Genomic DNA, 25,970 nt, shown 5'->3' on the forward strand with positions numbered 1-25,970 from the left:
GGCCGGAACCCTCGGAACAAGAGCGCGATTTTGCCGTGTAGCTTCAGCGTCACGGTTGAGTCGCCACCGGGGAAATACCGGCGATATCGGCTCGACCTCCAATGGCAACGCTGTTAGAAGGCCTGAGGCGGTGAGACCGCCGCATGAAACAATATTGGCTGCGGAGGGCTCACACCCATGCGTATTAAGACTGTTTTTCTGGCGTCCAGCGCCGCGGCGGCTATCGCCCTGTCGGCTGGCGCCGCTTCGGCTGAGCCGGACGGCTGGTACGGCGCGATCGACGCCGGCTATCACACGATGGAAGACGGCATCAACGCCGAATCCCAATCGACCGGCAACAACTTCAACTTCGAAGTGAACGACGGCTGGGCCGCGTTCGCCCGTCTGGGCTACCGGTTCAACCCGAACTGGCGCGTTGAAGTCGAGGGCGGCTACCGCTCGGGCGACGTGGGCAAGGTCCGCGCCGTTTCCGGCACCAACGGCGTCTGCAACCTGGCGCCCGCCACCGGCCCCTGCACCTCGCCGGAAGGCGACATCGAATCCACCACCCTCATGGCCAATGTCATCTATGACTTCGGCTACGAAGCCTGGGGCATTCGTCCGTTCGTCGGCCTCGGCGCCGGTGTGAACCACGTCAACACCGACGTCGTCGGCCGCCTGCGCAACAACCGCGGCGTCGGCTTCGTCGCTGACGACAGCTCGACCAAGTTCGCCGCCCAAGCGATCGCCGGTCTGGCCTGGGCCATCTCGGACCGCGCCAACATCGACCTGACCTACCGCTACCTGACGGGTGACGCTGAGTTCGCCTCGATCACCTCGGTCGCTGCCTACAACCAAGGCACGTTCGAAGGCGACTACGACAACAGCCACACCGTGACCCTGGGTCTGCGCTACGCCTTCGGCGCCGAGCCGGTCGTCGCCCCGCCGCCCCCGCCGCCGTACGTGGCTCCGCCGGCCCCGCCGCCGGTCGCCCCGCCCCCGCCGCCGCGCCCGCCGGTGGTTCAGAAGCCCGCCGCTCGCCAGTTCGTCGTTTACTTCGACTGGGATCGCTCGGTTCTGACCACGGAAGCCCAGGCGGTCATCGCCCAGGCTGCCGCCTACTCCAAGACCGGCGCTCCGACCCGCGTCCTGGTCGTCGGCCACGCCGACACCTCGGGTTCGGCCGCCTACAACATCGGCCTGTCGAACCGCCGCGCTCGCACCACGGCTGACGCCCTGGTCGCTCAAGGCGTCGCCGGCGGCGTGATCTCGCTGGACGGCAAGGGCGAAACCCAGCTGGCCCGCGCCACCGCCGACGGTGTCCGCGAGCCGCTGAACCGCCGCGCCACCATCGACATCAACTTCTAAGCCCCGAGGGGCCTGCTCAGGCAGGCCCCGACGGTCTTCGGATGTCGAAGACTTTGAAACGCCGGCCCCGCGCAAGCGAGGCCGGCGTTTCTGCTTTAGGGGCGAACCCATCCTTGCCCAGGGCCGTGTCCCGCAGCGGGGTAACCGGAAATCCACACCCGCGACTCGACCGCCGTGCGCAGCGGAACCCGCGCCGAGCCAATGCATTCCGGGCGGGAGCGCCGGTCACGGCGTCACCTTTTCGCCCCCCGCATGACGGAATCGACATCTTTCCTACGACCCACGCGCGAGCCGCCTTGTCAGCGGCCAAGGTGGCGCTCTAGTAAGAGAGACCTCAGCGCAGAACTCAGAAAGTCCACGGGTTTGCTCGCCAGTCTCGACCCCGATTATCCGGAAGCGCCCGCCCCCGTCATGGTGGGCGCCGCGACCAACGGGCTGGTGGGGCGCCGCTTTCTGATCGTCACCGCACCCTTCGGACCTTTCGGGCGGGTTCTGGCCCAGGCGCTGCGGTCCCGGGGCGCCGACGTCACCCGAATGCTCTTCAACGCCGGCGATGTCCTGTACTGGCGTGGGCCCGGAGCGATCCGGTTCAAGGGCCGCGCCGCCCAGTGGCCCGAGCGGCTGAAAGCCCTGCTGCCCGACCATACCGACGTCATCGTCTTCGGCGAGGGCGGAGCCTACAACCAGGCCGTGTTGCGCGACGCTGCGGCCTCCGGCGTCCGGGTCTGGGTGCTGGAAAACGGCTACTTCCGCCCCGACTGGGTGACGGTCGAGCGCAATGGCGTCAACGCCTCCAGCGCCCTGCCCCGTCACCGCCTGGCCTATGAGCCCCCGGTTCCAGAGACTCCGGTGACCCGACCGGTCGGCCGCATCCTGCCGTACCATGTGCTCAACATCAGCATCTATCACCTGATCCAGCTGCCCGGGCGCTGGCTGTTCCCGCGGTATGTCGCTCCCTATACCCAGGCGCCCTGGCTGCAGTGCGCGGGGCATATTCGTCGCTATTTCGGCCTGGCCTTCCAGTCACGGAACCGTTGCGACGCCGAAGTGATCGCCGCGCGCGGCCCCTTCTTCATCGCCTGCCTCCAGCGCGAGGGCGACGCCCAGCTGCTGCGCTATTCCCGGTTCGCCGACAACACGGCCTTCCTCGCCGAGGTCATGAACAGCTTCGCGGATCATGCCCCGCCGGAGGCACGGCTCGTCGTCAAGAACCATCCGCTCGACCCTGGCCTGGTCAATCTGGGCCTGATCACCCGGGCCCTCGCGGAAGAGCGCGGGCTGACTGACCGGGTGGATTTTATCGACGGCGGCAACCTGGCCCAGCTGTGCCGCGCCTCGCGGGGCATGGTGGTCAACAACTCCAGCGCCGCCCTGTCGGCGCTCGGCTTCCAGACGCCGGTCAAGGCCTTGGGCCAGGCCTTTTTCGACTTTGAAGGCCTGACCGACCAGAAGCCTCTCGATGCCTTCTGGTCGGATCCGCAGGAACCCGACAAGGCCCTTTTCAACCGCTTCCGCGCCCACGTCATCGCGCGCAGCCAGGTCAACGGCAACTATCACGAGCCCCGCTCGATGCTCCCGACGGCCCTGGCCCTGGCCACCGTCTTCGAGACGCGCGGCGGGCCCCTCTAGCTGCCCTTCAGGCCCGATTGTATCCGGCCGGTCCTTTCGAACGTATCTTGGACGACGCCCTTTCGGCAGCGGAAGCGAGGCGTCGATCCTCCATCGTCGAGAGCCAGATCCCATGCGCGCCTTTCGCCCCAGACTGATCGCCGTCGCCGCCATCCTGGGCGCCGCCGCCTGCTCCCAGGGCGAGACGCCCGCTGCGGCCCAGGCCCGCCCCCAGACCCAGGCTCCAGCTCCGGCGCAACGCGACACCGGTCGCCGGGAGGTCGCCGTCTTCGCGGGCGGCTGCTTCTGGTCGGTCGAATCCAACATGGAGCATATCCCCGGCGTGGTCACCGCCGTGTCCGGCTATGCGGGCGGAACCTCGCCGCGCCCCACCTATGAAGCGGTCGAAGCCGGCAACGGCTATGTTGAGGCGGTGCAGGTCACCTTTGATCCCGGCCGGATCAGCTATCGTCAGCTGGTCGATCGCTTCTGGCGCACCATCGATCCCACGGACGCGCGCGGCCAGTTCTGTGACACCGGCCCCGCCTATGGCACTGCGGTCTTCGCTACTCCCGCCCAGAAGCCGACCGCCGAGGCGTCGCGCCAGGCTGCCATGGCCGTCATCGGGGCCCGGCGGTTCGTCACCCCGGTCCGTGATGCGGGCCGCTTCTGGCCGGCTGAAACCTATCACCAGGATTTTGCCCGCTTGAATCCGGCCCGCTATGCAGGCTATTCGCGATTCTGTGGCCGCGCCGCCCGACTGAGGGCGGTCTGGGGAAGCTGAAATCCCGTTCGCACAGGGATTATATCGCCGTTTTCGCGACTGTGGCCGAGGGGCAACCCTGTGGCGTCGTCATGCGACTGTCACATAACTGTCGCCCAGCGTTTCAAGAGCGGCCCTAGATGGGGCGGGATTTCGTCAGGTTAGTAACCTGGCGGTAATGGGCGCGTTCGCCCGTCACATCTGGGGATACAGATACATGATGAACCGCAAACGCGTGTTCTGGGCGACCTCCGCCCTCTTTACCGGCATGATCATCGCCGGCGCCGCCTCGGCCCAATCGACCGGCACCAGCGCCGCTGAAGCCACGTCGGTCGAAGAAGTCGTCGTCACCGGCACGCGCGGCCCGCGCGCCATCGGCCCGGCCGTCGCCCAGACCGTCGACAAGGCCCGCTCGACCATCGAACAGGAAGTCATCGGCCGCCAACAGCCGGGCCAGACCATCCTGCAGACCCTGAACCTGGTTCCCGGCCTGAACTTCACCAACTCCGACCCCTACGGCAACTCGGGCGGCAACATCCGTCTGCGTGGCTATGACGGCAACCGCGTCGGCCTGGCGGTCGACGGCGTGCCGCTGAACGACACCGGCAACTACGCCACCTACACCAACCAGCAGATCGACCCGGAACTGATCGAGCGCGCCTCGGTCAACCAGGGCACGACCGACAACGACAGCCCGACGGCTGCGGCGCTCGGCGGCATCATCAACTACCAGACCGTCCGTCCGTACGAAGAGCCCGGCGCGACCTTCACCGGTTCGAAGGGCACCTTCTCCTACGGCCGCGTTTTCGGCCGCGTCGACTCGGGCGCCTTCGGCCCCTGGGGCACGACCGCCTTCCTCGCCGCCTCCTACACGAACTACCAGAAGTTCAAGGGCCCGGGCGAACTCGAGAAGAAGCAGTACAACGGTCGCGTCTACCAGACCCTCGGCGACAACGGTGACTTCACCGCCCTGGCGTTCAACTGGAACGAAAACCGCAACAACTCCTACAACAATTTCAACAACCTGGCGACGTTCAACGCCGGCCTGCGCCCCGAGAACGACAAAGCCTGCTTCGCGCCGCTCGCCGTCGACGGCACGGCCCAGAACGAAACCACCCAGTCGACCGCCATCACCTACTTCGGCGGCGTGCTGAACAACACGAGCTGCACCAACGCCTCGGAACTGCGCAACAACCCGTCGAACACGGGCAGCCTGCGCGGTAACTTCAGCTACCACCTGCGCGACAACCTGCGCCTGACCATCGACCCGTCGTTCCAGTACACGATGGCCAACGGCGGCGGCTTCACCGTGGTCAGCGAGCGCGACGACCGCCTCGACCAGAACTCCGCCAACTCCACCACCGCCGCCAACGCCCTGGCCTGCACCAACGTTCTGGTGAACCGCACCGGCGTCGATCTGAACGGCGACGGCGACAGCTGCGACAGCGTCACCCTCTACACGCCGTCGAACACCAACACCCGTCGTTACGGCGTGCTGAGCTCGCTCATCTGGGACTTCACCGACACCCAGCGTCTGCGCTTCTCGTACTCGAACGACTACGGTCGTCACCGTCAGACCGGCGAAGCCACCCGCACCATCGGCGGCGGCCTCCCGATCAACGTCTTCGGCGGCGAGAACACCTGGGGTGATGAAAACGCCCGCGTCATCGGCCGCGACGGTTCCTACCTGCGCACCCGCGACCGGTTCTCGGAAGCCATCCTGAACCAGTTCTCGCTCGACTACCGCGGCCAGTTCTTCGACGACGCCCTGACCGTCATGGTCGGCATCCGGGCGCCCTACTTCACGCGTAACCTGAACCAGTTCTGCTACTCGCAGAACGGTTCGTCGAACGTGCTCTGCACCACCCAGACGCCGGTCGGCTTCACCACCACGACCAGCTCCACGGGCGTCGTGACCACCACGCCGGACACCACCCTGACCCAGGGCGCGAACGGCAACGTCGCCTTCGTCGGCAACACCAACCAGTACATCCGCCCGTACCAGCAGACCTTCAAGTACGACGACATCCTGCCGAACATCACCGTCGGCTATGATTTCGGCGCCTCGAACGTCTTCGGCTCGTACTCGGAACAGATCGCCGTGCCGCGGACCGACAACCTCTACGTCGCCAACCGCACGCCGAACGCCACCACGGTTCAGCCGCTGTCCTTCAACGGCGTGCAGCCGGAAACCAGCAAGAACTACGAGCTGGGCTACCGCTACACGACCTCGGCCATCGTCGCCTCGATCTCGGCCTACTTCAACGAGTACAACAACCGCGTCGTCTCCACCCTGGACAACGACCCGACCTCGCCGACCTTCGGCCTGACCGTCGACCGTAACATCGGCAAGGTTCAGACCCAGGGCGTCGAAGGTTCGCTCGGCTGGCGCGTGACCGACGCGATCTCGCTGTACGCCTCGGCGACCTACACCGACTCGGAACTGCAGGAAGACCAGGTCGCTCTGGCCTTCACCTGCCCGGCCACCCCGCCGACCGGCACCGCCCCCGGCGCCGGCTGTACCGCTGGCACGACCCAGTACTGGTACCTGCCGACCAAGGGTAAGAAGGTCGTTGAAACCCCGGAATGGCAAGCCACCTTCCGCGGCGACTGGCAGGCCACCGAAGAACTGTCGCTCGGCCTGCAGGCCAAGTGGGTCGATGACCGGTTCACCACCGACGTCAACGACGAGAAGGTCCCCGGCTACACGGTCGTCGACTTCGACGCCCGCTACGACCTGACCAACACCTTCGGCATCAAGGACGCCTACGTTCAGTTCAACGTCACGAACCTGTTCGACTCGTTCCACGCCGGCAACATCTCGTCGGGCTCCAACGCCGCGACGATCGCCGACATCGATCCGGGCCCGGGCATCCGTCCGTTCACCGGCTCGGTCCGTACCTTCAGCCTGGGCGCTCCGCGCACCATGGTCCTGACGATCGGCACGCGCTTCTAAGACGAAGCCAAACGACTGAAGACCTGGGAGGCGGTCCGGAAACGGGCCGCCTCCTTTCTTTTTGGGGCAGGACCCTCCGGGGCGAAGCGCTTGACGCGACGCTCGACCACCCGCACCCATGCCGGGTTCGCTGGAGCCGCCTGCATGAAGCCGTCCCTCACCGCCCTCGCCATCGCGCTCAGCATCGGCGCATCCCCCGTTCTGGCCCAGGATCTGATCCTGCGCGGCGGGACCATCCACACCGGCCTGCCCGGCGACGTCACGGCCGAGGCAGTTCAGGTCCGCGACGGCCGCATCTCTTTCGTAGGCAGGGCCGCCGACCTGCCCGTCGCGCCCGGCGTCCCGGTCGTGGACCTGAAGGGCGCGACCCTGTTCCCCGGCTTCACCGACGGCCACGCCCATCTGGACGGCATCGGCTGGCGTGAGCTGACCCTGAACCTCGAAGGCTCGACCTCGGTCGGGGACGCCATGGCCCGGCTCAGAGCCTGGGCCACCGCCCATCCGGAAGGGCCGATCATCGGACGCGGCTGGATCGAGACCCGCTGGCCCGAGTCCGCCAACGGGCCCCGCTTCCTGACGGCGGCCGATCTCGACGCCGCCGCTCCTGGCCGGGTCGTGCTTCTGGGCCGCGCCGACGGCCATGCGGTCACCGCCTCCTCCGCCGCCCTTGCCGCCGCCCACATCGACGAGACGACCCTGGCTCCGGCGGGCGGGGAGATCGCCAAAGGCCCCGACGGCAAGCCCACCGGCTTCCTCGTCGACGCCGCCATGGCCCTCGTCGAATCCCTCGAACCCAAGGCCGATCCCGCCGCCGTGCGCGCCGCCTATCAGGCCGGCTTCCGGGTCGAGGCCGCCTATGGCTGGACCGGAGTCCACTTCATGAGCGCGCCGTGGAAGGATATCCCCTTGCTGGAGCAGATGGCCGAGGCGGGCCAGGCGCCGATCCGCGTCTACAACTCGGTCACCCCCGACGGCGCCCGGGCCCTGTTCGCCTCGGGCCCGCGGAGCGTCGCCGACGGTCGGATCATCACCCGCGCGGTCAAACTCTATGCCGACGGCGCGCTTGGTTCTCGTGGCGCGGCCCTCTACGCCCCCTATGCGGATGCGCCCGAGACGCGCGGCCTGATGCAGACCACCGCCGCCGAGATCGTGCCCATCTATGAAGGCGCCCTGCGGTCAGGGATCCAGGTCGCCACCCACGCCATTGGCGACCGGGGCAACGGCTCGGTGATCGAATGGTATCGGCAGGCCATGGCCGAGGTCCCGCGTTCCGAATGGAAGGGCGGATCCGACATCCGCTGGCGCATCGAACACGCCCAGATCCTGAGGCCGTCGGACTATCAGGCCTTCGTCGACCTGCCGATCATCGCCTCCATGCAGCCCAGCCACGCCATCGGCGACTTCCACTTCGCGCCCGCCCGTCTGGGCGAGGAACGGCTGAACGGCGCCTATGCCTGGAAGAGCCTGGTCGACCTCGGCGTCATCGTCGTCGGCGGTTCGGATTCGCCCGTCGAGCGCGGCGATCCCCTGATCGAATTCTACGCCGCCGTCGCCCGGCGCGATCTGGAAGGCTTCCAGGGCCCTGACTGGCATCCGGAAGAGGCGGTGTCGCGTGAGACGGCCCTGAAGATGTTCACCCTCTGGCCGGCCTATGCCAGCTTCCGGGAAAACGAGCTGGGTACGATCGAGGTCGGCAAGCGCGCCGACTTCACCGCCTTCGACATCGACCTGATGACCGTCCCGGCGGCGCAGATCCCGCACGGCCACGCGGTCCTGACCGTGGTGGATGGCAAGGTGGTCTACGAGCGGGACGCCTCAGGGCATTGATCGGCATGGCCCCGCCGCTATGGTCCGGGCGGGAGTAGTTTAAATAAAACGCCGGTTACAACCGCAGTTGTGGGTGCAAATCCCGCCTCCCACAGCTCGACCCTAGGCCCGTCCCGCCTGTCCCGACAGGAAGGCCGCGTTGACACCCAGACGGGCCAGAGCCCGGCTCCATTTGGTCTCGTGGTCGCCGTCGAAGATCAGGTCCATGTCGGCGTCGGCAGTCAGCCAGACGTTCTCGCCGAGCTCGTCTTCCAGCTGGCCTTCGCCCCAGCCGGCATAGCCGAGCAGCAGCTTGGACCGGCGCGGCCCCGTGGCGACGTCGGTCATGGCCAGAAGCGCGTCCTTGGTGCCGGTCATGGCCAGGCCGCTGAAGAAGCCGACGCTGGCCTCGGGCGACATCCAGTCGTCGGTGTGCAGGACGAAGCCGCGCTCGCGGTCCACGGGGCCGCCGTCCATGACGGGGCGGCCGGCGGCGCTGTCGGGGGCCGGTATCTCCAGCTTGGCGAGAACCGACTTCAGGTCGACGGCGGGGGCGGGCAGGTCCAGCCTCAGGCCCATGGCGTGGTCGGGCTCATGCACGCAGACCAGGATCACCGCGTGTTCGAACCGGTCGTCGCCGATGCCCGGCATCGCGACCAGAAGCCGTCCGACGAGGGATTGGAAATCGTCCATGTGACGAATGATCGGTGCGAGAGCGCGCCTTTGCAAGTCACGGCCCCGTTTGCGGCTTGGCGACGCAACCGTGCGGGCCTATCTGCGCTTCTGGAGCCACGGCTTCCAACCAAACCCTTGGAGACACCCATGACCATCCAGATCGGCGACACCATCCCGGCCGCGACCCTCGGCACGCCCACGGCGGACGGCCCCAAGCCGATCACCACCGACGAGATCTTCAAGGGCAAGACCGTGGCCCTGTTCGCCGTCCCCGGCGCCTTCACCCCGACCTGCTCGGCCCGCCACCTGCCGGGCTACATCGACAACGGCGCCGACTTCAAAGCCAAGGGCGTCGACACCATCGCCTGCCTGTCGGTCAACGACCCGTTCGTCATGGGCGCCTGGGCAAAGGCCACCGACGGCGCCGAGGACATCCTGATGCTGGCCGACGGCTCGGGCGACTTCACCCGCACCCTGGGCCTGACCCTGGATGCGCGCGGCTTCGGCATGGGCGAGCGCTCGCAGCGTTATTCGATGCTGGTCAAGGACGGCGTCGTGACCGAGCTCAACATTGAGGCTGGCGGCGAGTTCAAGGTGTCGTCCGCCGAGCACCTGCTGGCGCAGCTCTGATCCGGAGACCGCCCATCCCGGCGGTCGCCGGGATGGGCGGTGACTGATGTGACCGACGTCTATTCGCCCGAAAAACGCAGCGCCGTCATGCGGCGGGTGAAGGGGAAGGACACCGCGCCCGAACTGGCTGTCCGCCGCCTGCTGAGGGAGGCCGGGATCGGTTATCGGCTGGGCGGCTCAGGCCTGCCCGGCAAGCCCGATGTGGTGATGACGGGCCGGCGCGTGGCCCTGTTCGTCCACGGCTGTTTCTGGCACGGCCACGACTGCGCGCGCGGCGCGCGTCAGCCCAAGGCCAACGCCGACTACTGGATCGCCAAGATCGGCCGCAATCGCGACCGCGATGCACGCAACACGGCCGCCCTGACCGAACAGGGCTGGCAGGTGGTCACCGTCTGGGAATGCGCGATGAAGGCGCCCGACTTCGCTCGCGACCTGATCGCGAAGATCAGACCCTCCGACAGTGTCTAGGCGGCGACGGTCTGGGCCTCTTCCGTCGCCGAGAGCACCTGCTGCAGGGCCCCGAGGAGGGCCGGCGGAGTCAGGGGCTTGGAGACGAAATAATCCATTCCCGCGGCCATACAGGCGGCGATGTCGTCCGGCGCCGTATCGGCGGTGACGGCGATGACCGGGGTCGTGGCGTTGGGGCTCGTTCCGGCGCGCAGGCGACGGGTGGTCTCGCGCCCATCCAGCTCCGGCATCCGCACATCCATGAAGATGACGTCGAAGGCGGCGGCGTCGCACTGGCGCAGGGCGGCCATGCCGTCGGCGGCGGTGGAGATGTCGCAGCCCAGCGGGGCCAGGATCAGCTCGACCGCGCGGCGGTTGATATCGTGGTCGTCGACGACCAGAACCCGCAGCGGCCGGTCCTCTTCCTCCTCAACAGCGGCCTCTGCATCCGCATCGGCCGGGGAAACGGCGTCCACGACCGGAGACGCCTCGGCAGGAGAAGCCGCGACGGGAGGCGTCAGGACCACAGGTTCGGGCGCCCCGGACAGAAGCGAGGCCAGCAGGGCCTCGGCGGCGCTTCCCGGTTCGGTGGCGGCGACCGGCGTCGTGACCGGCTCGGGCTTCGCCTCCGGCACAGGCTTCAGCGCGGCGCGGGCGACTTCGGCGGGGCGGAGGACGCGGGCGACATCGGCGCGACTGTCGGCGTCCAGAACCTTGATCACCGCCTCGGGATTGATCGCCGGGGCCAGCGTCAGCGACAGGGTGAAACAGGCGCCCTGACCCGGCAGGCTGCGGGCCGTGAGCCGTCCGCCCATCAGACCGACCAGATCGCGGCTGATGGCCAGCCCCAGGCCGGTGCCGCCGTGACGGGCGCTGATGCCTTCGGCGGTCTGGTCGAACGGGGTGAACAGGCGCGACAGCTGGGCCGCGGTCATGCCGGGGCCCGTGTCCTGGACCTCGATCAGGATGGCGTGGCCCGACGGCTCCTCGGCCCACGACTTGAGCCGCAGGGTCACCGATCCGGTGTCCGTGAACTTGAGCGCGTTGGAGACGAGATTGTTGAGGACCTGACGCAGGCGCATGGCGTCGCCGCGCACCATGGCGGGCATTTCGCTGGCGCCCTCGACCCGCAGTGACAGACCCTTGGCCTTGACCGGACCGGCCCACATACGAAGGGTTTGGGCCAGCATGGCGCGCAGGTTGAAGTCTCCGGCCTCGACCGTCATCCTGCCGGCGTCGAGCTTGGAATGGTCCAGCAGATTGTCCAGCAGCCCCTTCATCATCAGGCTGGCGTCGGTGATCAGGGCGGCGTTGGCGCGCGACGCGGAGTCGCCGGCCAGACGATCCATCTCGGCCGCGCCGGTCAGGATGGCCCCGATGGGGGTGCGCAGGTCGTGACCGATGGCGGCCAGGAAGGCGGACCGGCTGGCCATGGCGCGCTCGGCTTCGATGCCACGGCGCTCGGCGTCGATCCGGGCCCGGCTCTCGGCCTCATAGGCCTCGTTCATGCTGCGCCAGGTCGAAATACAATAGGCGATGAAGACCACCACCGAGATGGCCACCGCCGTGACAAAGGCCGGCTCGGCCCCGTTGGCGATCATGAAGAAGGGCATCATCGCCATATAGATGCAGTGCGGGGCGATGGTGATGACCAGGACCTCGGCCGAACGCGGCGAATTGACCACGCCATAGATGGCGCCGGACGCCAGGACGATGGCGGCGCAGACTCCGCCCATCGGCCCGCCGAACAGCCACAGGGCGACCGACAGACTGCCGAAACTCGCGGCGTTCAGGAACAGGACCATCCCGCCGACGACGGTGCGCAGCGGCCCCATCTTCCCCGGCTTGCCCGAGTTGAGCGGGGCGAAGACGACCAGATCCACCAGCTGGACGGCGAAATAGACGACGATCCAGGCCGCGCTGACTTCCCAGCCGAACAGGGGACTGAAGATCATGGCCGTGGCCGCGCCCATGCCGAGACGCTGCAGCAAGGCCTTGCGGCGCTGCAGGACGGCGGGCTCCCAACGCTCAGCGGTCGTCTGGATGGCAACCTCCGACATGAGTGTCCCCGGCCGAGGCGAATACGCGCCCCCGATCGCGGGACAATGACGCCTTGGCCCTAACGCTCCGTCAACGTCAGGTCGAAACTGCCTCAGAAACGCTGGAAAAGCCATCCGCGCGCAGACGGGCCGCCAGATCGCGCTTGATCCGCCCGATCAGGCCGGGCCCCTCATAGATCAGGGCGGAGTAGAGCTGGACCGCCGAGGCGCCGGCGCGGATGCGCGCATAGGCGTCCTCGCCCGAGCCGATGCCGCCCACGCCGATCAGGGGCAACCGGCCCTGCGCCGCCGCTGCCGCATCGCGCAGGGCGTTCAGGGCCCTGTCCTTCAGGGGCGCGCCGGACAGGCCGCCGGCCTCCCCCGCATCGGGCGAGCGCAGGCCCGTCCGGTCCAGGGTGGTGTTGGACACGATCAGGGCGTCGATGCCGTGGGCGATGGCGGCCTCGACGATCATGCCGATCTCGGCCGCCGTCAGGTCCGGCGCGATCTTCAGGAAGACGGGCGCCCGCCCCCCGGGCCGGCCTGCGACCTTCGGTCGCGCCTCGGCGATCCGGCCCAGCAGGTCGTCCAGCGCCTCGCGCCCCTGCAGGGCCCGCAATCCGGGCGTGTTGGGCGAGGAGATGTTGATAGTGAAATAGTCGGCCAGTCCGTCCAGCCGCTCCAGACCGATCACATAGTCGGCGGCGCGGTCCTCGGTGTCTTTGTTGGCCCCCAGATTGGCCCCGACCACCGCTCCGGGCCTGCGGTCGCCGAGCCGGGCGGCAAAGGCTTCCAGCCCGGCGTTGTTGAACCCCATCCGGTTGATGATCGCCCGGTCCTCGCTGAGGCGAAACAGGCGCGGCTTCGGATTTCCCGCTTGGGCCACCGGCGTGACCGAGCCGCACTCGACGAAGCCGAAACCGAGTTTCGACAGGCCGCCCAGCGCTTCGCCGTTCTTGTCCAGACCCGCCGCCAGACCCACCGGATTAGGCAGGGTCAGGCCCGCGATCCGGGTTGTCAGGATCGGATCGTCGGCCGCCGGCGTCGGCAGGGGAACCGCTTGCAGGGCCTTGATCGCGAGACCGTGCGCCGTCTCAGGATCGAGCTTGCGCAGCAGGGCCGCGCCGAGATCGGTGAGGCCGCTCATGCGAACACCATCGCGCCGTCGGCCTCGACCGAAAAGGCCTTGCTCGCCGTCACGGCCGCGACCGGCAGAGGCCCGTAAATGTGCGGAAACAGCGCCCCGCCGCGCGAGGGCTCCCAGACGATCGTCTCACCCAGAACCGTCAGGTCCACGGTCAGGAGCAGCAGGTTTCCACGGCCCGCATAATGCTTGCTGACAGTCTCCGCCAACTGGTCCTCGGCCGACAGATGGATGTATCCATCCGCCAGATCCACCGCCGATCCGCCATAGGATCCCGCCGCCTCGGCGAGGGCCCATTCGGCCGCGTCGATCACCTTGAAGGCCTCGGATGGATGGGCGCTCATTCGTCCGCGCCGCCGCCGAAAGTCTTGGGGATCAGATAGCCGTCATAGGCGCAGCGTCCGGCCACATCGACCTCGAACACCGCCGCCGCAGCCGTCGGGAAGCCGCCGGCCATCTTGTCCATGACGCTCGGCGAAGCCGCGCTCTCGATCAGATATTCATAAGCCAGCATGTGAACGCCGGGATTGTGGGCCAGAACCAGCAGGCAGCCGGCTTCGTCCTCCGCGCCCTCGACGAAGCGGCGAATGACGTCCTGGGGGGCGTTGTAAAGGGTCGGCTCCAGCCGCACCTCGACGTCTCCGAACGCTTCCTGAAGCACCTCCCAGGTCTCGCGCGTCCGGGTGGAGGTGGAGACCAGGGCCAGGTCGGGCCTCAGGCCCTTTTCGGCCAGGACACGGCCCATGATCGCGGCGTCGGCTCGACCGCGGTCGGTCAGCGACCGGTCGCGGTCGAGCCCGGAAGCGGCGGCGCGCTCGGTCTTGGCGTGTCGCATCAGGATAAGTCGGTGCATGGCCCGGCTTTACGGCGCTTCGGGCGTCGCATCCAGACCGTCGCCGGTCCGCGGTTTCATTTCCGCCGCCGACCTGTGGCTTCGAGACGCCGGTTGCGGAACCAGATCGGGCGTGGCCCGCACGCGCACAGCCGCCCCGCCCGGGCGGACGCGGGCATAGGCCTGACGCGAGGCCTCCAGCAGGATCACCCCGGCCGTCCCCGGCGCCAGGGTCTTGCCGATCTGTTCGATGCCGTCGGCCATGCCGAGCAGCGGCCGCCAGGGCGGCGTATAGAGGGTCTGGGACCAGGCGGTGGGCTCCAGACCGACCGAGCGCACCAGCCGCTCCAGCTGTCCCCGGGTGAAGGGCCGCCCATGACCGAACGGGGTCGCCTCAGCGCGCGCCCACAGGCCGCCCCGCGCCGCCGCCGCCAGGATGATCCGCCCGGCCGGCGCCAGGGCCCGCACGGCCTCGGTCAGCAGCAGCGCCGGATCGTCCGCCTCCTCCAGCGCATGGATCATCAGGATGCGGTCGAAGGCCCCGGCCGTGAACGGCAGGCGTTTGTCATCGACCAGAAGGGTGCGGTTGCGCCCGGCGGCGGGCCAGAGCTCCACCCCCTGCCCCCCCGGCATGGCGGCGACCACCCGACGGGCGCCGACGAAGGCGTCCAGCCAGGGCGTGGCATAGCCGATGCCCAGCACATCGCAGTTGGTCGCTTCGCCCCAGGCGTCGTCCAGACGCCGCGCCAGCAACCGGCGCACCAGGGCCCCGGTCGGCTCGCCGTAAAAGGCGCGAAGATCCTCGATGCTGCGGCGCATGACGCGCACTATATGCGTTCGGACGGCGTTCGTCGCCTTCCTCCGAAACCCTGTCGAGAACCCGCATGGCCCTGACCGTCCACCTCTTCCCGTGCCTGTCGGACAACTACGGCTTCCTGCTGCGCGACGAGGCGACTGGCATGACGGCGACGGTCGACACCCCCGACGCCGAGGCCATCCTGGCCGAGCTGGAGCGGCTGGGCTGGGGGCGGCTGGACCTGATCCTCAACACCCACTGGCATCCCGACCATGCAGGCGGCAATGCCGCGATCCAGGCCGCGACCGGCTGCGAAATCCTGGGCCCCGAAGAGGTCCGCCGCATCGCGCCTCTGGACCGGGTGCTGGCGGGCGGCGAGACGGTGATGCTGGGCGAGACGGCGTTCGAGGTCACCGCGGCCCCCGGCCATACGCTCGGCCATATCCTCTATCGCTCGGCGGCCGACGACATCGCCTTCGTCGGCGACACCCTGTTCCCGCTCGGCTGCGGCCGGTTGTTCGAGGGCACGGCCGAACAGATGTGGTCCAGCTTTTCAGCCATCACCGCCTGGCCGGACCGGACGGTCCTCTATGGCGCCCATGAATACACCGCCGCCAACGCCCGCTTCGCCCTGTCGATCGACGACCGGCCCGAGATGCTGGCCCATGCCGAAATGATCTTCGCCATGCGTGAGCGAGGCGAACCGACCGAGCCGACGACGCTGGCGGTGGAAAAGGCCTTCAACCCCTTCCTGCGCGCCCGGGACGCGGCCGACTTCGGCGCCCGGCGGGCGGCCAAGGACGACTTCAAGGGTTGAGGATGACGCCTAGCGGCGAACGGCCTGGATGATCCGGGCCGAGGACGGGCGACCCGTCAGGCCCTGGTTCGGCTGCACCGTCACGCGCAATTCCCCGCCGGAATAGGTCACCGAACTGGACCGTCCCTCGATGATGGTCACGGTCTGCAGGCCGTTAAGCTGGGCCCGCAGCGCCGGCGAGGCGGCCATGCGCAGGACCGCGTCGGTCGTCACCATCAGGGCGTCGGTGCACAGACCCTCGTCCTGTTCGCCGTCGAGCTGGACGCTGATCATCCGGCCGAGCGCACGGCTCATCAGGAAGCTGCGCTGAACCATCAGATTGGACAGCTGGATCGGTCCCAGCAGCGGACGCTCGAGCGCCGGCGCCGGGCCCGCCATGGAGGCCGGCGAGCCGTTCGGGGCCCGAACCGAATACAGGGTCATCCCGCCGTCAGGCGTGACCCGCAGAATCTGGTCGCCCGCATCGTTGCGATAGATGATGTCGCCGCGCGGGGCCGGGCGGGCCGTCAGGGCCCAGGTCTCGTTACGGCTGGCGAAGCGGAACAGGGGACGCGGCCCCGACCGGTCGAAGATGAAGCTCTCACCCGTCTCGGCGACATAGCGGCCGGTTTCGGGCTGGGTTCGGGCCGGGGGGCGGCTGAAGCTGCGCGCCTGTTCAGCCTGAGCGTTGGACCGGACCTGGGCCTCAGCAACCGCCGGAACGGTCAGGGCAAGGAGTGTCAGGACAATAAGGGTCGGGGCGACGGAGGCGACGAACGCCATCGTCGCCGAAAGCGGCCCTGTCGCCGTCTCGACCCGTTGCAACTTCATGCGCTTATCGGTGCAAGCTTGGCGCGGCGGATTTTGGGCGCCGCTGTGTTCAGCCGACCAGATACTGGCCGCCATTCAGGCTGAGGGTGCAGCCTGTGACATATCCGGCACGTTCGCCCGTCAGCCAGGACACCATGTCGGCGATCTCCTCGCCCTTGCCCAGCCGCCCGACCGGGATCTGGGCGATGATGGAATCCAGCACCTTCTGGTCCATGGCGCCGACCATCTCGGTGTCGATATAGCCGGGGGCGATACAGTTGACCGTCACGCCCTTGCGCGCGTTCTCCAGCGCCAGCGCCTTGGTGAAGCCGATCATCCCGGCCTTGGCGGCGGAATAGTTGGTCTGGCCGACCTGACCCTTCTGGCCGTTGATCGAGGAGATGTTGACGATACGGCCATAGTTGCGGTCGCGCATGCCGGTGATCACCTGGCGCGTCATGTTGAAGACCGAGTCCATGTTGACGCGGATCACATCGGACCACTGGTCGTGGCTCATCTTGTGGAAGAAGCCGTCGCGCGTGATGCCGGCGTTATTGATCAGGACGTCGATGGGACCGAGCTCGGCCTCGACGTCGGCGACGGCGCGGGCGCAGTCCTCGAACGAGCCGACATTGCCCTTGACAACCATGACGCCCAGTTCGCGGGCCGTGGCCTCGGCGGCCTCGGTATTTCCGGAATAGCCGGCGGCGACGGACATGCCGTCTTCTTTCAGCCGCTGAACGATCGCCTTGCCGATGCCGCGCGTTCCGCCGGTCACAAGCGCCACTCGAGCCATGTGCGTCTTCCTGTCCTGATTGTCTTTGCCGTCGAGATCTGCCGCCCCGACTGTCCTGCCAAAAAGCTTTAGCCCGCGCGGGGTTGCGCGAAAAGCCGGTGTTACGCGGCTTGATCCGGTTCCGCGCGGCGTGACGACGCATCGGCGGTCGGCTCGCGCCTCGCCAGCCGACCGAAATCATGTTCAGTTGCCCGTCGGAGTTGCAGGAGGGGATGATGAAGCGACAACTCAGAGGTCTGGGGGCCGTGATCGCAGCCGTGACGCTGGCGTCCGCGACCGGCAGTGCGGCCGCGACGCCTCCACAAGACGGCGGCGCCAATATCGTCATCGGCGGCGCCCGCCTGCCCCGGGCGGAGGCCCAGGCCCAGTCCGCCTATGAGGCGGCGATGCGCGATTACTCGCGTGGCTCCTACGCTGCCCTGCGGCCGCATCTGGCCCGGCTGAGGCGTGCGCTGGACAACGCCCCCAAGACCTATCCGGCCATCGAGCACGCGGGCCGGGGACGCTGGATCGTCCGCGCCGAGGACATGGGTCAGGCGATCATGCGTGGGGCTGTCGCCTCCCAGATGGCGGAAAGCGCGGAGCCCGGCGTCCGGGCCACGGTCGAGACCGGCCCGAATATCTATCCGGCGATCGCCCTGATGCTCGGCTCGGAGGCTGTCGAGCGCCATGCCTATGACGAGGCGATCGCCTTCCTCGACAAGGGACTGGCCCTTCAGCCCGACTATCTTCCGCTCACCGCCGAAAAGATGGGCGCGATACAGGGCCAGCGCCGCTGGGCCGACGCCCTGGCGGTCGGCGACGCCGCGCTTCAGGTGAGTGGGCTGGAAGGCCTTCTGGGCAGCGCGGGCGTCGGTCTCGTGCAGCGGCGGCGCGGTTTCAGCCTGATCGAGCTGAACCGACTGGACGAGGCCCAGGCGGCTTATGAGGCCTCGCTGAAGTCCGATCCGGACAGCGAGGTGGCGAAGGGCGAGCTGGAGTATATCGCCAAACTCAGGGCTGGAGCCCCGCCTTCGACGCCCGTGCCCAATATCGCCCGGCCAACGCCGGCGACCTGATCGGCCCGCCCTACTTGAGCTTCTCGATCAGGGCCATGGCGGCCGCCGGATTGCGCACCTTGGCCCCGGCGATGAAGTAGGCGAAGACGTCGCCGCGCTTCGCCCAGCCCTCGGTCTGCTTGACCACCGCGTCCAGTTCGGCCGAGGTCATGCCGGTCGGCTCATCCTCGCGGCTCGACATCAGCCGGGCGTAGGCGAAGTCGGCGGTCTCCTGATCGATCCGGGGCCAGGTCGGGCTCTCGTCATCGACGGCGTAGATGATGGCCGCGCCGTATTTGCGGGCCAGATCATAGAACTGCTCGGTGTCGAAGGTCGGGCTGCGAACCTCCAGGGCGTGCCTCAGCCGGACCCCGTCCTTCTCCTTCGGCAGCAGCTTCAGGAACCCTTCGAAATCGACCGGATCGAATTTCTTGGTCGCCATGAACTGCCAGTTGATCGGCCCCAGCTTGTCACCGAGCGCCGTCAGCCCCTGATCCAGAAACCGCTCCAGGCTTTCGTTGCCCTCGGACAGAATCTTGCGATTTGTGCAGAAGCGGCTGGCCTTCACCGCGAAGACGAAGTCATCGGGCGTTTCGTCGCGCCACTTCATCCAGGTGTCGATCTTGAACCCGGAATAGTAGGTGCCGTTGATCTCGATCGAGGTCAGCTTCGAGCTGGCGTACCCCAGTTCCTTCTTCTGGCTCAGCTTGTCCGGATAGAAGACGCCGCGCCAGGGCTCGAAGGTCCAGCCGCCGATACCGACCCGTACCGTTCCCGTCATTCGATCCTCCCGATCGTGCGCTTCTTCGGTCTAGATCGCAGGAAACGGCCAGGATCGCCACCGGTTCGCGACACCACGATGTCCGGATTCCGCGCGCGACGGCGCAAGGGACCTTTCGACGCCTTGACCGTTCGCCGGTCGCGGGCCGAAGGTCAGCCCCGGCGGTCATTCTGGCCGCCGCCCTCCCGCCCGGACACGCATGAGCGCTTCCCTCGACCGCCGCCGCCTGCTGACCGGAGCCGCAAGCCTTGGCGCCGCACTGGCCGGCTCACGCGCCTTCGCCGCGCCCGCTCGCCTGCCGGCGCTCGGCGACGCCCTCGACAACACCCCTCGCAACCTGAAGAGCTTCGATCCCGCCATCGTGGGTGACGGCCGGACCGACGTCACCCGCCGGATCGCGGCGGCCCTGACGTCGGGCGCCCGCCACATCCTGATCCCGGGCGATGCTGGCGCCTATGTCATCGATGGCTCCATGCCCCTGCCGACCGGCTACGGGTTGACGATCCAGGGCCAGACCGGCGCGGTTCTTTTGCAGAAGGCGCTGCATGAGCGGACCCTGGACGGCATCGGCGTCAACGACTGCTGGATCCGCGACCTGAAGCTCGTCGCCGACTATCCCCGGATCTACCCGGGCGACCGCGCCTTCCGGGGCGACAATTTCTATTCCGGTTCAGCCGCCGTCTGGCTGAACGGATCCAACAACCGGGTCACCGACGTCGAGATCGACGGCTATGTCAGCGGCGTCTGGCTGAGCGCCTGGAACGGACGCGAGAACCGGGCTGACAACCGGGGCAACCGGGTGGAGCGACTGCGCCTGTCGAACCTTGATTTCGGCGTCGTGCTCAAGGGTCAGGCCGGCGCCGTCGTCCGGCAGGTGCGCGCCCACGACATCACCCTCTCGCCCGGAAGCCCCAACCTCCAGCGCACCGTCTATGCGACGGGCACCGAGGGATTCCGGTCGACCAACCTGACGGTCGACGATATCCGCACCGAAAACTGCCCGAACGCCGCGCCCGTCCAGATCAAGTTCACCGACGGCTTCCTGGGATCGAATTTCGTCTCCGACCGGGCCGGCGCCCTGAACCTGATCAGCGTTCGAGGCTTCACCGTATCCGGCGTCACAGCCCGGCAGGCCCATGACCAGGGCGGTGTCGGCGCTGTGGTCGTGGGTCTTCAGGACGGCAACGGCGCGACCCGCTGTTGGGACGGAACCCTCAATGCCGTCTCCCTGGTCATGGCCGCGAGCGCGAACCGCGCAGTCACCGGGGTGGGAGACCGGATTCAGGCGCGAGGTCTGGTGGTCACCATGAACCGCCCCTCGGACAACGGCAGTCCGGACGTTTCCCTGGCCGGCCGCGACAGCAGCTGGGAGATTGAGATGTTCAACAACGGCCCCGGCTCCGGCCTCGGGGTCGAGGTGCGGCCCCGGCCGGGCGTGGTGACCGACGGCATGGAGATCGATCTGCGACGCGCCAACCGGACCCGCGACGCCCTGCGAGTGTCTCCCGGCGCGACCAACACCCGCCTCCGCTACAGCCGCGCCCAGGTCAGCACCCTCGGGGGGCGGCGGATGGTCGTGGACGGCGGCGCGGGAACCCGGATCGAGCCCGGCGCCTGACCTTCAAGTTCCGGAGCGCGGAACGAACCGCACCGAGGTAAGGGTCTGTATCGTCTCCGCATCGAGCCCGATCACCCCTTGCGTCGTCGCAACCACCGACCGGGTCCCGTCGCTGACCACCGCCCACAGACATTCGCCGCCCGCCGCATGGAAGCCGTTTTCGTCGTCGGTCCCGCAGGTCACGGTCGCCTTCAGCCCCGGCCCGCCCTGCGCCGTGAACCGCTCGACCGGCACGGGCTCGAATCGGCCGTATGTGGTCATCAGCACGCCCTGGGCGTTCTTCTCGAACCCGGCCTGGTCCTTAGCCACTGTGTCCAGCGACCCGTCGACCGGCTGGAAATAGATCAGGGCCTTCTTCGAGTCCGCCCCGAACAGACCGATGCAGACCACCCCCTCGCCGACGTCGCCGCAGCCGTCGGTATGACGGTCAGGGCTGTAGTCGAAGGCGATGCCCAGGGCCGGATCGCTGTACGTCTTCCACCCGGCCGGAACGGCGGGCCCCGTCGTGGACACAGGCGCCGGGGCAGGCGCGGCGGCGGGGGCGGCGGCAGGCGGCGAACCATCCGCCGGTTTGCGCTCACCACAGGCGGCCAGCACGGACATCAGGGCGAAGGCGGCGAGAGGGCGTCTGGACATGGTTTCGTCTCCCATCGCCAACCTCGGCCCCGCAGGGCGGCGAAGCAAGCCCGATCCGCCTCCTCTCCACCTTGACCGTCCTCCTTCGCGGGTCGAAGGTCGCCGCAACGAGACGCGGCAACCGCACCGAGGAAACGCCATGACCGACCCTATCGACCGCCGCGGCCTGCTGGCCGGCGCCGCCGCGAGCCTGAGCCTCGTGGCCTCGCCATCCTTCGCCGGGTCTCGAAATGACACCGGTGTCCAAGCCCGCACCTCTGCCGGCCGTATCCGGGGCTTCCGCGACCGCGACGTCGCCGTCTTCAAGGGCGTGCCCTATGGCGCCGACACGGCCCAGACCCGGTTCGCGCCGCCCAAGCCGCCCCGACCCTGGCGCGACGTTCGGCCCTGCCTCGACTTCGGCGCCCCCGCCCCCCAGCCCGGCGGCAACCCCGGCGCCGGCTATCTGCCGGACAGCGCCTACACCCAGGACCAGACCTCCGAGGACTGCCTGAACCTCAACCTCTGGACCCCGGCCACCGATGGCGCGAAGCGGCCGGTGCTGGTCTGGTTTCACGGTGGCGGCTTCTCGGGCTGGTCGGCCAACAGCCCCCTCTATGACGGCGCCAATCTGGCCAAGTGGGGCGACGTGGTCGTGGTCACCGTCAACCACCGCCTGAACAGCTTCGGCTATCTGTATCTGGGCCAGCTCGGAGGCGAGCGTTTCGCCGATTCCGGCAATGCCGGGATGCTCGATCTGGTGCTGGCCCTGCAGTGGATTCGCGACAATATCGAGAGCTTCGGCGGCGACCCGAACCGGGTCACCCTGTTCGGACAGTCCGGCGGCGGGGCCAAGGCCTCGGTCCTGATGGCCATGCCCGCCGCGCGCGGCCTGTTCCACCGCGTCATGACCATGAGCGGCCAGCAGGTCACCGTCGTCCCGCCGGAGATGGCCACGACCGCCGCCCGGAAATTCCTGACCAACGCCGCGGTCGAGGGCCCCGAGGCTCTGCTGACCCTGTCGAAGGACCAGCTGATCGCGGCGACGCGCGGTGTCTCGACCGGCCCGGTGCTGGACGGCCGCTCCCTGACCCGCGACCCGTTCGAGCCCGACGCCACCCCGATCTCGCGCGACGTCGCCCTGATCATGGGCAACACCCATGACGAGACCCGCTATCTGATCGGTCTGGACGACCCGGCCCTGTCCAACCTGACCTGGGACGAACTGCTGCCCGCCCTGAAGCGGTCGATCCCGAACTTCTTCGGCCCCCTGACGCCGGAATCGGCCTTGGCCTGGTACCGCGACAAACACCCGACCTATTCGCCCAGCCAGATCTTCTTCGCCATGACTACGGAGTTGCGCTCCTGGCGGGCCCAGATCATTCAGGCCGACCGCCGCGCGGTCCAGCCGGGGGCCAATACCTGGGTCTATCAGTTCGACTGGCAGAGCCCGGTGCTGGACGGCCGCATGGGCGCGCCCCACTGCGGCGACATCCCCTTCATGTTCCGCAATCATCGCGAGATGGTCTCGATGACAGGCGGCGGGCCCGAGACGGACGCCATCGCCGACGCCATGTCCTCGGCCCTGATCAATTTCGCCCGCACCGGCGATCCGAACGGTTCGGGCGTCCCTGCCTGGCCGAAGTACGAACTGCCCGGCCGGGTCACCATGCAGTGGAACACCGTCTCGAAGGCCAACTCCGATCCGCGCGGCGAGGAGCGCCGTCTGGTCGGCCTGATCCCCTACCGCCAACCGGGAACCTGAGGATCAGGCGCAGGCCTGCAGGAGTTCCGCCTCCTCCGGCATCAGTACGCGTCCCTCAGGAAGGGTCATGGCCAGTTGATAGACCTCGCGCCGGAAGGCGCGCGGGCTGCGATACGTTACGGCGGCGAAGGCGCGTTCGCCATTTGTGCCGGCGACGCCACAGGCCAACCGCGTACGCTTGTTGCCCCACCGCATGTTGCTGGTGATCCGCACCGTTCCGACGGCGTCGGGCCCCAGCGCGGCCTCGACGGCCTCGACCACGACCCGACGCTGGCCGGTCCGCTCCCAGAAGGCCATGCTGACCATCAATGTCGGAAACAGGAACAACCAGATCAGGATCGGCAAGGCGCCGGACTTCCTGATCTCCGCGATCAAGCCGACCGCTGCTTCAGCGGCGCGGCGCCGTCGGACAGGCTTTCGTTGAGATAGACCTCGGCCTCCTGGGCCGGCAGGGCGGGGGCGTAACCGAAGCCCTGACCATAGTGGCAGCTCGCGTCGAGCAGCAGCTTGGCCAGCCCGGCGTTCTCCACCCCTTCGGCGACGACCTCGAGGTTCAGGTCGCGGCCCAGATTGACCACCGACTTGACGATCTTGGCCGAGCCCTCGTCCTTGTCCATGGTCAGGACGAAGTAGCGGTCGATCTTCAGCGTGTCGAACGGCAGGCGCGCCAGATACGACAGGGACGAGAAGCCCGTGCCGAAATCATCGAGCGCCAGCGAGGCCCCGACGTCCTTCAGCTGCTGCAGGATCACCGCCGCCCGGGCGGTGTCGCGCATAATGTCGCCCTCGGTCACTTCCAGCTTGAGCGCCCCCTTGGGCAGGCCCGTCTCCTGAATGACCCGTTGAACGTCCTCGACCAGATTGGGCCGCTCGATCTCGCCGACCGACAGGTTGACGCTACAGAACAGCTTGCCGGCCAGCGGGTGGCGCTGCAGCCATTCGGCCAGCTGGCGCGCCGACTGGGTCATCATCATCAGGCCCAGATCGTTCATCAGGCCCATTTCGTCGGTCAGGCCCAGGAACTCGTCCGGCGGCACCAGGCCGCGCTTGGGGTGACGCCAGCGGGCCAGGGCTTCGAAGCCGGCGACGGCGCCGGTGTTCAGATTCACGATCGGCTGGAAGAAGGGTTCGATCTCACCGCGCACAAAGGCGTTCCTGAGGTCCGCCTCCAGCGCCAGACGGCTGAGGCTGTCGCTCTCGAGCGCGCGTCCGTAGGCGGCGGACCCGCCACGCCCGGCGCCTTTGGCCTGACCGACGGCCAGTTCGACGCGACGCAGCAGCTCGGCCGGATCGGGCGCATCGGCCCCGCCCTCGCAGGCGACCGAGCCGATCGAGACGGTCGGATAGATGTCGAAGCCGGCGATGCGCAGCGGCTGCTCAAGCGCGTCCCGCACCCGGTCGCTGGAATGGGTGATGCCGCGCTGCAGGATGACCGCGAACTCGTCCTCGCCGATCCGCGCCGGCGCGGCTCCTTCCGAGAAGGCCGCAGCCAGCCGCGAGCCCAGGGCCGACAGCACCAGATCGGTGCGTTCGTGGCCCAGGGCCTCGTTCAGCCGCCGCAGCCGGTCGACGTCGGCGACGACCACGTCATAATCGCCCGGCACGGCCAGAATATCGGAGGCGCGGGCGAGGAAGGCGCGGCGGTCCAGCAGCCCGGTCAAGGCATCCTTGTCGGCGCTCGCGAACTTGGTCTCCAGCGCCACCATCCCGGCGGCGCGCAAGCCGTCTTCCAGCCAGACGCCACGCCACAGACAGGTCTCGGACCCGCGCATCCTCAGCCGGACGGCGATTTCGGAGCCTTCCTCGCGCGGGGTCAGGATGCTTTCGGCCAGCGACCGGTCCTGCGGCAGGGTCACGGCGACGAAGGCGGCGCCCGAACATTCCGGCGCCAGCGGGCCCAGACCCAGCGGCCGGGTCGCCCCGGTGAATCTCAGGGTGTCTTCGGAAGGGGTCCAGATCCACAGCGCCGTGTCGGCCGCGGCCAGGGCTTCGATCGCCGTCGTCGCATCCCAGGCCAGTGTTCGGGATCGCGTGGGGGTCACGGGGGGCGCGCTCTTCCTTCAGGAGGACCTTAAGTCGGCCCGTTCGGCGTCTTCTGACAAGAGGCCGAACAGCAGATGATCTGCCCATGCGCCGTTAATTTTAAGATAAGCCTTCGCCTCACCCTCCAGCCGGAAGCCGGATTTCTCCAGCACGCGCCGCGATGGGGCGTTGGAGGGCAGACAAGACGCCTCGAGCCGGTGCAGCTTCAGCTGGCGGAAGGCATGCCGCGCCAGGGCCTTTACCGCCGCCGTGCCATGCCCCTCGCCCGCATAGGGACGGCCGATCCAGTAGCCCAGGGTCCCGGTCTCGGCGACGCCCCGGCGGATATTGGACAGGGTGATGGCGCCGTAGAGGGTGCGGCCGGTCGGATCGAGCACGAAGAAGGGCCAGGCGTTGCCCAGCTCCATCTCGCGCGCATAGACGGTCAGCCGCCGCCGATAGGCCGCCCGGGTCAGGTCGTCATCGGGCCAGGCCGGCTCCCACGGCTGCAGATAGTCGCGCGAGCTCTCGCGCAGATCGGCCCAGGCGGCATAGTCGCCGATACGCGGCGGCCTGAGGATCACGCCCCGACCTTCGACCACCGGGCCGGTCGCATCCGTCATCCAGTCGAGAAGGGCCATGGCGAGAGGTTAGCGTGGGGGATGACCGGAAGGGAACCCGTGAGTT

At 68.3% G+C, this 25,970-nt stretch carries 24 protein-coding genes and 1 tRNA gene; 12 read left to right on the top strand and 13 right to left on the bottom strand.

Going from position 1 to position 25,970, the window contains the following annotated elements:
* The first annotated feature begins 183 nt into the window (after positions 1-183).
* From AC07U0_RS09185 to AC07U0_RS09210, 6 genes are all read left to right on the top strand, one after another.
* Positions 184-1,347 carry an OmpA family protein gene (locus AC07U0_RS09185; RefSeq protein ID WP_494719785.1) on the top strand — a complete coding sequence of 388 codons (1,164 nt, stop codon included), beginning with the start codon at positions 184-186 and terminating at the stop codon, positions 1,345-1,347.
* Between the two features lie 363 nt (positions 1,348-1,710).
* Positions 1,711-2,976, top strand: a complete 1,266-nt coding sequence (locus AC07U0_RS09190) for a capsule polysaccharide biogenesis protein (protein ID WP_494719718.1) — start codon at positions 1,711-1,713, stop codon at positions 2,974-2,976.
* A 112-nt stretch (positions 2,977-3,088) separates the two neighbouring features.
* The gene (msrA, locus tag AC07U0_RS09195) at positions 3,089-3,739 is read left to right on the top strand and encodes a peptide-methionine (S)-S-oxide reductase MsrA (RefSeq protein WP_494719719.1); all 651 of its coding nucleotides are present in this window, start codon (positions 3,089-3,091) and stop codon (positions 3,737-3,739) included.
* A gap of 196 nt (positions 3,740-3,935) precedes the next feature.
* Positions 3,936-6,674, top strand: coding sequence for a TonB-dependent receptor (locus AC07U0_RS09200; protein WP_494719720.1), 2,739 nt, complete (start codon positions 3,936-3,938; stop codon positions 6,672-6,674).
* Between the two features lie 144 nt (positions 6,675-6,818).
* Positions 6,819-8,501: an amidohydrolase gene (locus tag AC07U0_RS09205; protein WP_494719721.1), complete on the top strand. Its 1,683-nt coding sequence runs from the start codon at positions 6,819-6,821 to the stop codon at positions 8,499-8,501.
* Positions 8,502-8,529: 28 nt separating this feature from the next.
* Positions 8,530-8,595, top strand: a tRNA-Cys gene (locus AC07U0_RS09210).
* A gap of 8 nt (positions 8,596-8,603) precedes the next feature.
* On the opposite strand, the gene AC07U0_RS09215 is transcribed toward AC07U0_RS09210, so the two are convergent.
* On the bottom strand, positions 8,604-9,173 hold the full coding sequence (locus tag AC07U0_RS09215) for a YqgE/AlgH family protein (RefSeq protein WP_494719722.1): 570 nt from the start codon (positions 9,171-9,173) through the stop codon (positions 8,604-8,606).
* 129 nt (positions 9,174-9,302) lie between these two features.
* Here AC07U0_RS09215 and AC07U0_RS09220 point away from each other — a divergent pair, with 129 nt between their 5' ends.
* Together AC07U0_RS09220 and AC07U0_RS09225 are read left to right on the top strand one after the other, a co-directional pair.
* The gene (locus AC07U0_RS09220; RefSeq protein ID WP_494719723.1) at positions 9,303-9,785 is read left to right on the top strand and encodes a peroxiredoxin; all 483 of its coding nucleotides are present in this window, start codon (positions 9,303-9,305) and stop codon (positions 9,783-9,785) included.
* A gap of 48 nt (positions 9,786-9,833) precedes the next feature.
* Positions 9,834-10,253, top strand: a complete 420-nt coding sequence (locus AC07U0_RS09225; protein ID WP_494719786.1) for a very short patch repair endonuclease — start codon at positions 9,834-9,836, stop codon at positions 10,251-10,253.
* Here the strand turns inward: AC07U0_RS09225 and AC07U0_RS09230 are convergent.
* From AC07U0_RS09230 to AC07U0_RS09250, 5 genes are all read right to left on the bottom strand, one after another.
* A complete protein-coding gene (locus AC07U0_RS09230) occupies positions 10,250-12,292 on the bottom strand; it encodes an ATP-binding protein (protein WP_494719724.1) in 2,043 nt (680 codons plus the stop codon). The two genes, AC07U0_RS09225 and AC07U0_RS09230, sit on opposite strands and share 4 nt — an antisense overlap.
* A 76-nt stretch (positions 12,293-12,368) precedes the next feature.
* Positions 12,369-13,418 carry a quinone-dependent dihydroorotate dehydrogenase gene (locus tag AC07U0_RS09235; protein WP_494719725.1) on the bottom strand — a complete coding sequence of 350 codons (1,050 nt, stop codon included), beginning with the start codon at positions 13,416-13,418 and terminating at the stop codon, positions 12,369-12,371.
* Positions 13,415-13,759 carry a DUF952 domain-containing protein gene (locus AC07U0_RS09240; RefSeq protein ID WP_494719726.1) on the bottom strand — a complete coding sequence of 115 codons (345 nt, stop codon included), beginning with the start codon at positions 13,757-13,759 and terminating at the stop codon, positions 13,415-13,417. The genes AC07U0_RS09235 and AC07U0_RS09240 overlap by 4 nt, the downstream gene beginning before the upstream one ends.
* Positions 13,756-14,268, bottom strand: coding sequence for a SixA phosphatase family protein (locus tag AC07U0_RS09245; RefSeq protein ID WP_494719727.1), 513 nt, complete (start codon positions 14,266-14,268; stop codon positions 13,756-13,758). Before AC07U0_RS09245 ends, AC07U0_RS09240 begins: the two co-directional genes overlap by 4 nt.
* Positions 14,269-14,277: 9 nt before the next feature.
* Positions 14,278-15,066 carry a methyltransferase domain-containing protein gene (locus AC07U0_RS09250; RefSeq protein ID WP_494719728.1) on the bottom strand — a complete coding sequence of 263 codons (789 nt, stop codon included), beginning with the start codon at positions 15,064-15,066 and terminating at the stop codon, positions 14,278-14,280.
* Positions 15,067-15,131: 65 nt separating this feature from the next.
* Here AC07U0_RS09250 and gloB point away from each other — a divergent pair, with 65 nt between their 5' ends.
* Complete coding sequence (gene gloB, locus AC07U0_RS09255; RefSeq protein ID WP_494719729.1) at positions 15,132-15,860, top strand: hydroxyacylglutathione hydrolase; 729 nt, start codon at positions 15,132-15,134, stop codon at positions 15,858-15,860.
* A gap of 9 nt (positions 15,861-15,869) precedes the next feature.
* On the opposite strand, the gene AC07U0_RS09260 is transcribed toward gloB, so the two are convergent.
* Both AC07U0_RS09260 and phbB read right to left on the bottom strand, forming a co-directional pair.
* Positions 15,870-16,670, bottom strand: a complete 801-nt coding sequence (locus tag AC07U0_RS09260) for a DUF4908 domain-containing protein (RefSeq protein WP_494719730.1) — start codon at positions 16,668-16,670, stop codon at positions 15,870-15,872.
* 49 nt (positions 16,671-16,719) lie between these two features.
* Positions 16,720-17,445, bottom strand: coding sequence for an acetoacetyl-CoA reductase (gene phbB, locus AC07U0_RS09265; protein WP_492948469.1), 726 nt, complete (start codon positions 17,443-17,445; stop codon positions 16,720-16,722).
* A 215-nt stretch (positions 17,446-17,660) separates the two neighbouring features.
* Between phbB and AC07U0_RS09270 the strand changes: the two genes are divergently transcribed.
* Complete coding sequence (locus AC07U0_RS09270) at positions 17,661-18,503, top strand: hypothetical protein (RefSeq protein WP_494719731.1); 843 nt, start codon at positions 17,661-17,663, stop codon at positions 18,501-18,503.
* Between the two features lie 10 nt (positions 18,504-18,513).
* Here AC07U0_RS09270 and AC07U0_RS09275 read toward each other — a convergent pair whose 3' ends face one another.
* A complete protein-coding gene (locus tag AC07U0_RS09275; RefSeq protein WP_494719732.1) occupies positions 18,514-19,263 on the bottom strand; it encodes a DUF72 domain-containing protein in 750 nt (249 codons plus the stop codon).
* 199 nt (positions 19,264-19,462) lie between these two features.
* Here AC07U0_RS09275 and AC07U0_RS09280 point away from each other — a divergent pair, with 199 nt between their 5' ends.
* Positions 19,463-20,881, top strand: coding sequence for a hypothetical protein (locus AC07U0_RS09280; protein WP_494719733.1), 1,419 nt, complete (start codon positions 19,463-19,465; stop codon positions 20,879-20,881).
* A gap of 3 nt (positions 20,882-20,884) precedes the next feature.
* Here the strand turns inward: AC07U0_RS09280 and AC07U0_RS09285 are convergent, their stop codons facing one another.
* Positions 20,885-21,517 (bottom strand): hypothetical protein, encoded by a 633-nt coding sequence (locus AC07U0_RS09285; RefSeq protein WP_494719734.1) that lies wholly within the window; start codon positions 21,515-21,517, stop codon positions 20,885-20,887.
* A gap of 139 nt (positions 21,518-21,656) precedes the next feature.
* Between AC07U0_RS09285 and AC07U0_RS09290 the strand changes: the two genes are divergently transcribed.
* Positions 21,657-23,261: a carboxylesterase/lipase family protein gene (locus tag AC07U0_RS09290; protein ID WP_494719735.1), complete on the top strand. Its 1,605-nt coding sequence runs from the start codon at positions 21,657-21,659 to the stop codon at positions 23,259-23,261.
* A 3-nt stretch (positions 23,262-23,264) separates the two neighbouring features.
* On the opposite strand, the gene AC07U0_RS09295 is transcribed toward AC07U0_RS09290, so the two are convergent.
* From AC07U0_RS09295 to AC07U0_RS09305, 3 genes are read right to left on the bottom strand one after another with little or no spacing between them, the layout of a single operon-like run.
* Positions 23,265-23,636: a hypothetical protein gene (locus tag AC07U0_RS09295; protein WP_494719736.1), complete on the bottom strand. Its 372-nt coding sequence runs from the start codon at positions 23,634-23,636 to the stop codon at positions 23,265-23,267.
* Positions 23,633-25,303 (bottom strand): putative bifunctional diguanylate cyclase/phosphodiesterase, encoded by a 1,671-nt coding sequence (locus tag AC07U0_RS09300; RefSeq protein ID WP_494719737.1) that lies wholly within the window; start codon positions 25,301-25,303, stop codon positions 23,633-23,635. The genes AC07U0_RS09295 and AC07U0_RS09300 overlap by 4 nt, the downstream gene beginning before the upstream one ends.
* A gap of 18 nt (positions 25,304-25,321) precedes the next feature.
* Entirely contained in the window at positions 25,322-25,924 is a 603-nt protein-coding gene (locus tag AC07U0_RS09305) for a GNAT family N-acetyltransferase (protein WP_494719738.1), read from the bottom strand.
* Positions 25,925-25,970: the final 46 nt, after the last annotated feature.

The sequence above is a fragment of the Brevundimonas sp. GW821-FHT02A10 genome (genome assembly GCF_059422025.1).